The 8781-nt window shown below is 72.4% G+C and carries 2 protein-coding genes; both read left to right on the forward strand.

Features of this window, described 5'->3' with window-relative positions; all coding sequences use genetic code 11:
• Window positions 1-130 precede the first annotated feature (130 nt).
• A complete protein-coding gene (locus tag P3T27_RS40675; RefSeq protein ID WP_280686416.1) occupies window positions 131-8029 on the forward strand; it encodes a type I polyketide synthase in 7899 nt (2632 codons plus the stop codon).
• Window positions 8030-8074: 45 nt separating this feature from the next.
• On the forward strand, window positions 8075-8781 hold a 707-nt coding region (locus tag P3T27_RS40680; protein ID WP_280686417.1), incomplete at its 3' end, for a beta-ketoacyl synthase N-terminal-like domain-containing protein.

The raw sequence follows: 8781 nt of genomic DNA on the forward strand, positions 1-8781 counted from the left end.
CCTCCGCAACCCCGTCCTCTTCCACCCCACCGCCCAAACCCTCATCACCACCCACCACACCACCTTCATCGAACCCAGCGCCCACCCCGTACTCACGGCTCCCCTGACGGAGGCCTCCGACGCCATCGCGGTGATCGGGACCCTGCGCCGCAACGACGGCACGCTCGCCCGGCTGCTCACGTCCGTGGCGCAGGCCTGGGTGTGCGGCCTGCCCGTCGACTGGGCCGCGCAGTACCCGGGCGCGCGGCGGGTTCCCCTGCCCACCTACCCCTTCCAGCGCACGCGCTACTGGATGGAGAACCAGGGCACCGGCGCCGCGGACCTCGCGGCGGCCGGGCAGACGGCGCTCGACCATCCGTTGCTGTCGGCGCGGATCGACCATCCTGATGGCCGGGAGACGCTGTTCACGGGGCGGATCGCGCTCGACCGGCAGCCCTGGCTGGCCGATCACTCCATCGCCGGGGTGGTGCTGCTGCCGGGAACGGCGGTGCTGGAGATGGCGGTGCGGGCCGGTGACGAGGTCGGCTGCGACCTCGTCGAGGAGCTGACCCTCACGACGCCGCTGGTGGTGCCCGAGCACGGCGGTGTCCAGGTGCGGGTGCAGGTTTCCCCGCCCCGGGACGGACGCCATGCGATCGCCGTGTACGCGCGCCCGGAGGACGCGCTCCAGGGCGACGCGTGGACGCTGCACGCGAGCGGCACCCTGTCGCGATCGGCTGCGGCGGCCGTCCCGTCCTCCGTGGCGTGGCCGCCGGCGGACGCCACCCCCGTGCCCGTCGAGTCCGGGTACCGGAACCTGGCCGCGCGGGGATATGCCTACGGCCCGGCGTTCCAGGGGCTGCGCGCACTGTGGCACCGTGGCGACGAGGTGTTCGCCGAGATCGCGCTGCCCGAGGAACAGCGCGCGGCCGCACGGCGGTTCACGCTGCACCCGGGTCTGCTCGACGCGGCCGCGCAGACCGTGCTGTTCGCCGCTTCCTCCCGCACGGAGGCGCCGTCCGTGCTGCCCTGGGAGTGGCGGGACTTCACCGTGTACTCCTCGGGCGCCACCGCGGCACGCGTGCGCCTGCACGCCGTGAGCCCGACCAAAGCCCGGCTGTCGCTCCTCGACCCCGCCGGCGTGCTGATCGCGGAAGCCGGGGCGCTCATGCTGCGGCAGGTGGATCTCGCCGAGATCTCCCGGCTCGGTGCCGGCGACGGCGGCCCGCTGCGCGTGGAGTGGAACGAGTTCACCACGGCGTCCGTGGTGCCCGCGGACATCATCACGCACGTCGACGTGCGCGACGCGGCCGAGCTGTCCCTGCTGGCCGCCGACGACGACACCGCGCCCCCCTCGCTGGTCTTCGCGCGGCTGGACCGGGAACACGCGGGGGACGACGAACCCTCGGCGGAGACCGCGCACGCCGCGGCGGTGCTGACGCTGCAGCTGCTCCAGACGTGGCTCGCCGAGCCCGCGTTCGAGGAATCCCAGCTGGTGTTCGTCACGGACCGGGCCGTGCGAGCATTGCCCGACGACCGCGTCGACGCCCGGCTCGCCACGGTGTGGGGCATGGTGCGGTCGGCGCAGACGGAGCATCCGGGCCGGTTCGTGCTCGCCGACATCGACGGCACCGAACCCTCCGAGCAGGTCCTGCCGATCACCGTCGCGAGCGGGGAGCCGCAGCTCGCGATTCGCCGCGGAAGCCCGCTGCTCCCCACGTTGGTCCGCACGGTCTCCACCGGTACCGCCGCGACGCCCGGTGCCTCCGACGGCACCGTGCTGATCACCGGCGGTACGGGAACGCTCGGCCGCCAGGTGGCCCGGCATCTGGTCGCCACCCACGGTGTGCGGCACCTGCTGCTGCTCAGCCGGAAGGGGCCGGACGCGGAGGGTGCGGCGGACCTGATCGCCGAACTCCGGGCGGCCGGTGCGCACGCGGAGATCGTCGCGTGCGACGCCGCCGACCGCGACGCGCTGGCCCGGGTGTTCGACGAGGCGCGGGCGCGCCACCCGGTGACGGCGGTGATCCACGCCGCCGGGGTGCTCGCCGACGGTGTGCTCACGTCCCTCACCCGGGACCAGGTCGCCCACGTGCTGCGTCCGAAGATCGATGCGGCGATGCACCTGCACGAGCTGACGCGTCAGCACGAGGTGGCCCGTTTCATCCTGTTCTCCTCGGCCGCCGGCGTGCTCGGTTCGGCCGGACAGGCCGCCTACTCCGCCGCCAACGCCTTCCTGGACGCGCTCGCCCACCACCGGCGGGACCAGGGTCTGGCCGCGGTCTCGCTGGCCTGGGGGCTGTGGGCCGAACGCAGCGCTCTGACCGGCACGTTGACGGACACGGACGTCCGCAGGCTGTCAGCGCTGGGCATCGCCCCCATGACGACCGAGTCCGCGCTCGTATCGTTCGACCTCGCCTGGCGCGACGGCTGCCCGGCGACCGTCGTCCCGATACGGGTGGACTCCGCGGCGCTGGCCGCGCTGGGTGGACCGGTTCCGCCGATGCTGCGTGACCTGATCCACGTGCCGGTGCGCCGCACGGCGGCCCACCTGCCCGGGGACGACACCCGGCCGTTGGCGGACGTTCCCGCCGATCGCCGGGCCGGCGTCCTGCTCGATCTGGTGCGCACCAGAGCGGCCGCGGTCCTCGGGCAGGGCTCGACCGACCGGGTTCCGCACGACCGGGCGTTCCGTGACCTCGGCTTCGACTCACTCGCCGCCGTCGACCTTCGCAACCAGCTCAACCACGCGACCGGTCTACGGCTGCCCGCCACGATCGTGTTCGACCACCCGAATCCGGCGGCGCTGGCCGGGTATCTCGAGGAGGCGCTGTACGGGCGGCGGGCGCAGGAGCCCTCCTCGGCTGCTCCGGTCGTCCCTCCTTCCGACGACCCGGTGGTCATCGTCTCGATGAGCTGCCGCTTCGCCGGCGGCAGCAGTTCACCGGAAGCGTTGTGGGACCTGCTCTCCACCGCCGGCGATGCGGTGACGGCCATGCCGTCCGACCGCGGTTGGTCCCCGGAGGCCTTGTACGACCCGACGGGCCACAGGCCGGGCTCGGTGATCTCCACCGAGGGCGCGTTCCTGCCGGACGCCGCCGACTTCGACGCGGACCTGTTCGGGATCTCCCCGCGCGAGGCCCTGGCGATGGATCCGCAGCAGCGGCTGCTGCTGGAAGCCTCGTGGGAGGCGTTCGAGCGCGCGGGGATCGACCCGACGTCGATGCGCGGCAGCCGGACCGGGGTGTTCGCCGGTGTGATGTACCACGACTACGGTGCGCGCCTGACCGACGTACCCGCCGAGGTCGAGGGGTACGTGATCAACGGCAGTGCGGGAAGCGTGGCGTCCGGGCGGGTCGCCTACTCCTTCGGGTTGGAGGGTCCCGCCGTCACGATCGACACCGCGTGCTCGTCCTCGCTGGTCGCCCTCCACCTGGCCGCCAACGCGCTGCGCAACGGCGAGTGCACCATGGCTCTGGCGGGCGGCGTCACCGTCATGGCGACGCCCGCCCCGTTCGTGGAGTTCAGCCGGCAGCGCGGGCTGGCACCCGACGGGCGGTGCAAGCCGTTCTCCGCCGGCGCGGACGGGACCGGCTGGGGCGAGGGTGTCGGCCTGCTCGTCCTGGAGCGGCTCTCGGATGCCCGGCGCCTGGGCCACCCGGTCCTCGCGGTGCTGCGCGGCTCGGCCGTCAACCAGGACGGCGCCTCCAACGGCCTCACCGCCCCCAACGGCCCGTCCCAGCAACGGGTGATCCGCCAGGCCCTCGCCAACGCGGGGCTGCGGCCCTCGGAGGTGGACGCCGTCGAAGCCCACGGCACCGGCACCCGCCTCGGCGACCCCATCGAAGCCCAAGCGGTGCTGGCCACCTACGGACAGGACCGCGAACAGCCGCTCTGGCTCGGCTCGGTGAAGTCCAACATCGGCCACACCCAGGCCGCCGCCGGCGCCGCCGGCATCATCAAGATGATCCTCGCCATGCAGCACGGGATCCTCCCGCGCACCCTGCACGTCGACGAGCCCACCCCGCACGTCGACTGGACCGCGGGCACCGTCTCGCTGCTCACCGAACAGCAACCCTGGCCGGCCCACGACCGCCCCCGCCGCGCAGGTGTCTCCTCCTTCGGCGTCAGCGGCACCAACGCCCACGTCATCCTCGAACAACCGCCCGTCGCCGATGTGCCGGACGAGCGTGCGGGCACCGGTCTGCCCGTGGTCCCGTGGGTCTTCTCGGCGCGGGACGAGCAGGCACTGCGGTCCTCCGCGGGCCGGCTCGCCGAGCACGCGGTGGACGAGGCCGGTGCCCTCGACACCGGCTACTCACTCGCCACCAGCCGGGCCCTGCTCACCGAGCGAGCCGTCGTGGTCAGCCGTGATCCGCAGGCCCGCCGCCAGGCACTGCAGGCCTTCGCCGACGGCCGCACCACTCCCGACGTCATCACCGGCCGGGGTGACAAGGGAACCCTGGCCATGGTGTTCTCCGGCCAGGGCAGCCAACGCCTCGGCATGGGCCGCGAGCTCTACGACACCTACCCCGTCTACGCCGACGCCTTCGACGCGGTGTGCGCGGCGATCGAACTGCCCCACCCACTACGCGACATCGTCTTCGGCGACGACCCCGACCTCCTCAACCAGACCCAGTACACCCAACCCGCCCTCTTCGCCCTCCAGATCGCCCTCTACCGCCTCTGGGAACACTGGGGCATCACCCCCGACGTCGTCACCGGCCACTCCATCGGCGAAATAGCCGCCGCCCACATCACCGGCATCCTCACCCTCACCGACGCCGCCACCCTCATCACCCACCGCGCCCGCCTCATGCAAGCCCTACCCCAAGGCGGCGCCATGGTCGCCATCACCACCACCGAAGACGACATCCGCCCTCTCCTCCACGGTCACGAACACCACGTCGGCATCGCCGCCATCAACAGCCCCACCTCCCTCGTCCTATCCGGCGACCACACCACCCTCACCAACATCGTCGACAAACTCCACGGACACCGCACCACCTGGCTCCGCGTCTCCCACGCCTTCCACTCCCCCCTCATGGAACCGATCCTCGACGAACTCCGCGCCGTCATCAGCCAGCTGACCCTCGCCCCACCCACCATCCCCCTCATCTCCACCCTCACCGGCCAACCCATCGACCACACCGACCCCGAACACTGGATCCGCCACGCCCGCCACACCGTCCGCTTCGCCGACGCCATCACCCACACCCAAGCCGACACCTACCTCGAAATCGGCCCCAGCGCCTCCCTCACCCCCCACCTCCCCACCAACACCACCCCCAGCCTCCGAAAAGACCAACCCGAAACCCACACCCTCACCACCGCCCTCGCCCACCTCACCGCCCACGGCGCAAACCCCCACTGGGACCACTACTTCACCAACACCGGCGCACAACGCACCCCCCTCCCCACCTACCCCTTCCAACACACCCGCTACTGGCTCGACAATCGGCCGTCCGCTGTGGTCGATCTCGGTGCGGCAGGTCTGGACAGCGCTGATCACCCGATTCTGAGGGCATCGATCACCATCCCATCGTCCGGCCGGATGCTGTTCACGGGCCGGGTGGCTCTGGCCTCGCTGCCGTGGCTCGCCGACCACACCGTGCACGGCGCGGTGGTGTTCCCCGGCACCGCCTTCCTGGACCTGGTCCTGCACGCGGGGCGGCGCAGTGGCCACCCCCGGCTGGCCGAACTGACCATGGACGCACCGTTGTTGATCGCCGCGGCAGGCGGTGTTCAGGTGCGGGTCGAGGTTGAAGAGCCGGTGGAGGGGCGTCGCGCGGTCGCGGTGTACGCACGTCCGGAGGACGCCGAGGACGGCTCCCCGTGGACGAGGCACTGCGCGGGCGCCCTGGAGTCCGAGTCCGGTGCTCGCGGGGAGGAACCGGTGCACTGGCCGCCCGCGGACGCCGTGGCGGAGGACATCAGCGGTTTCTACGACCGGATGGAGGAGGCCGGGATCGGCTACGGTCCGACGTTCCGCGGCCTGCAGGCCGTGTGGCGGCGCGGCGACGAACTGTATGCCGAGGTCCGGTTGGACGGCGACGCCGGCGATTTCGCCGTGCACCCGGCGCTGTTCGACGCCGCCCTGCACGCCACCGCGGTCGACCCGGACCGCGAGCACGCGAACCTGCCGTTCTCCTGGTCCGGAGTCACGCTGCACGGTCACTCGGGTGCCCGGCTGCTCGTCCGCCTGGTCCGCCGCGGCTCCGACGAGGTCGCGCTGGACCTCGCCGATCCGTCCGGTGCTCTCGTCGCTTCCATCTCGTCACTGGTCGGACGGCCGGTTCCCGAGGTGGCGGGGCAGCCGGGACGGACTTCGTCCCTGCGCGTCGACTGGCAACCTGTGGCGCTGGCCGCGGTGGCCGAACTCCCCGCTGACACCGACGTGGTGCGGATCGTCGCCCGGCAGTCCTCCTCGATGGACGTCGCCGAGGCCGCCCGCGTGACGGCCGAAGCCGCGCTCGGGTCCGTGCAGGACTGGTTCGCCCAGCAGGACGATGCGCGTTCCCGCCTGGTCGTGGTGACCGACGGCCTCACCAGCGAGGACCCCGGACGCCGCCTGCCCGCCGCCGCAGTGTGGGGGCTGGTGCGCTCGGCCCAGGTCGAGTACCCGGGCCGGGTAGTGCTGGTCGACGGGGACGGCCCGCTGGCCGCCGCGGTGGCCTCGGGTGAACCGCAGATCGCGCTGCGCCCCGAGGGCACCTTCGTGCCACGCCTCGTCCGCGGGGCACCGGCGGACGCGGACGCACCCTGGCGCCCGGGCACCGTCCTGTTGACCGGGGCGAGTGGTGCCCTCGGCAGCAGGATCGCCCGGCACCTGGTCGAGACGCGCGGTGTCCGGCGGCTGGTGCTGGTCACCCGGCGCGGCGAGGCGGCGCCCGGCTCCGATGCCCTGGCCGCTCAGCTGCGTGGACTCGGTGCCGAGGTGGAGTTCGCCGCCTGTGATGTGACCGATCGCCGTGCGCTGGCCGAGGTGCTGGCGGCCATACCCGCGCAGTGGCCGCTGTCCGCGGTCGTGCACTGCGCGGGGACGGTGGACGACGCGACCCTCCCGCGGCAGTCCGCGGAACGACTGCGGACCGTCTTCGGGCCGAAGGCGGCCGGCGCCTGGCACCTCCACGAGCTGACGCGCGCGATGGACCTGTCCGCGTTCGTGCTGTTCTCCTCGGCCGCCGGCGTCCTGGGTTCGGCGGGTCAGGCGAACTACGCCGCGGCCAACGGGTTCCTGGACGCGCTGGCCGAGATCCGGCAGGCGCAGGGGCTGGCCGGGGTGTCCCTGGCGTGGGGCCTGTGGGACGTCGCGGACGGCATGGCGGGCAAGCTCGGCGAGACCGACGTGAGCCGGCTGAGCCGTTCCGGTGTCGTGGCGATCCGGGAGGCCCAAGGGCTTGCGATGTTCGACGCGGCGCTGGCGTCGCCGGACGCGCTGGTCGTCCCGCTGCTCCTCGACCGCGGCGCGCTGCGCTCCGCCCTGACCGAACTGCCCGCCGTGCTGCGCGGGTTCGTCGGTGCCCCGGAGCCGCAAAGGGACCGGCGCACGGCGGAGTCGCTGCGGGAGCGAGTCGGCGGCCTCGCCGGCGAGGCACGCGTGCGCGTGCTGGTCGATGCGGTGCGCTCCGAGGTCGCGGCCACCCTCGGCCATGCCTCGGCCGCGTCGGTCGACGCTCGTCGCAGCTTCACCGATCTGGGGTTCGACTCGCTCACCGCGGTCGAGTTGCGCAACCGGCTCACCGCGCTCACCGGGGTCGAACTCCCGGCGACCGTCGCGTTCGACCACCCGTCATCGGAGGCCCTGGCCGCTTTCCTGGACGGCGAGTTGCCCGGTGCGGCCGACACGCTGCCGGCCGAGTTGGACCGCCTTGAGGCGTTGCTCGCCGCGGCAGGAGAGGAGACCGACCGTGAGCACGTCGCCGAACGGCTCGAACACCTGCTCTCCGAATGGAAGCGGCGCGGCCATGAGAACGGGCAGCACACCGCCGATCTCACCGAGGCCACCACGCCAGAGGAATTGATGGACTTCATCGATCGCAACCTCTAACGCAGTTCCAGTTACCGTTCGTACGAAAAATAGGGGTGGTGCGCGATGGCGCAGGAGGAAAAGCTCTTCGGCTATCTCAAGCGGGTCACCGCTGATCTGCAGCAGGCGCGGGAGCGTCTGTCAGAGGTGGAGAGCCGCAACCGCGAGCCGATCGCGGTCGTGGCGATGGCGTGCCGCTTCCCCGGCGGGGTGGACTCCCCGGAATCGCTCTGGAACCTGGTTGCCTCCGGTGCTGACGCTGTGACCGGCTTCCCGCAGGATCGTGGGTGGGACCTGGCGGGCCTCGATCCGGCACGCCCCGGCGGGTCGGCCACCCGCGAAGGCGGATTCCTGCACAACGCCGCCGACTTCGACGCCGCCCTGTTCGGGATCTCCCCCCGCGAGGCACTCGCCATGGACCCCCAGCAACGACTGCTCCTGGAAACCGCCTGGGAAACCTTCGAACACGGCGGCATCGACCCGACGTCCCTGCGCGGCACCCGCACCGGCGTCTTCACCGGCGTCATGTACAACGACTACGCCGCCCGCTTCACCACCCCACCCCAAGAAGTCGCCGGCCACCTCGGCAACGGCAGCGCCGCCAGCATCGCCTCCGGCCGCATCTCCTACACCTTCGGACTCGAAGGCCCCGCCGTCACCATCGACACCGCCTGCTCATCCTCCCTCGTCGCCCTCCACCTCGCCGCCAACGCCCTACGCAACGGCGAATGCACCATGGCCCTCGCCGGCGGCGTCACCGTCATGTCCACCCC

The sequence above is a fragment of the Kitasatospora sp. MAA19 genome (assembly GCF_029894125.1).
GTDB lineage: Bacteria > Actinomycetota > Actinomycetes > Streptomycetales > Streptomycetaceae > Kitasatospora.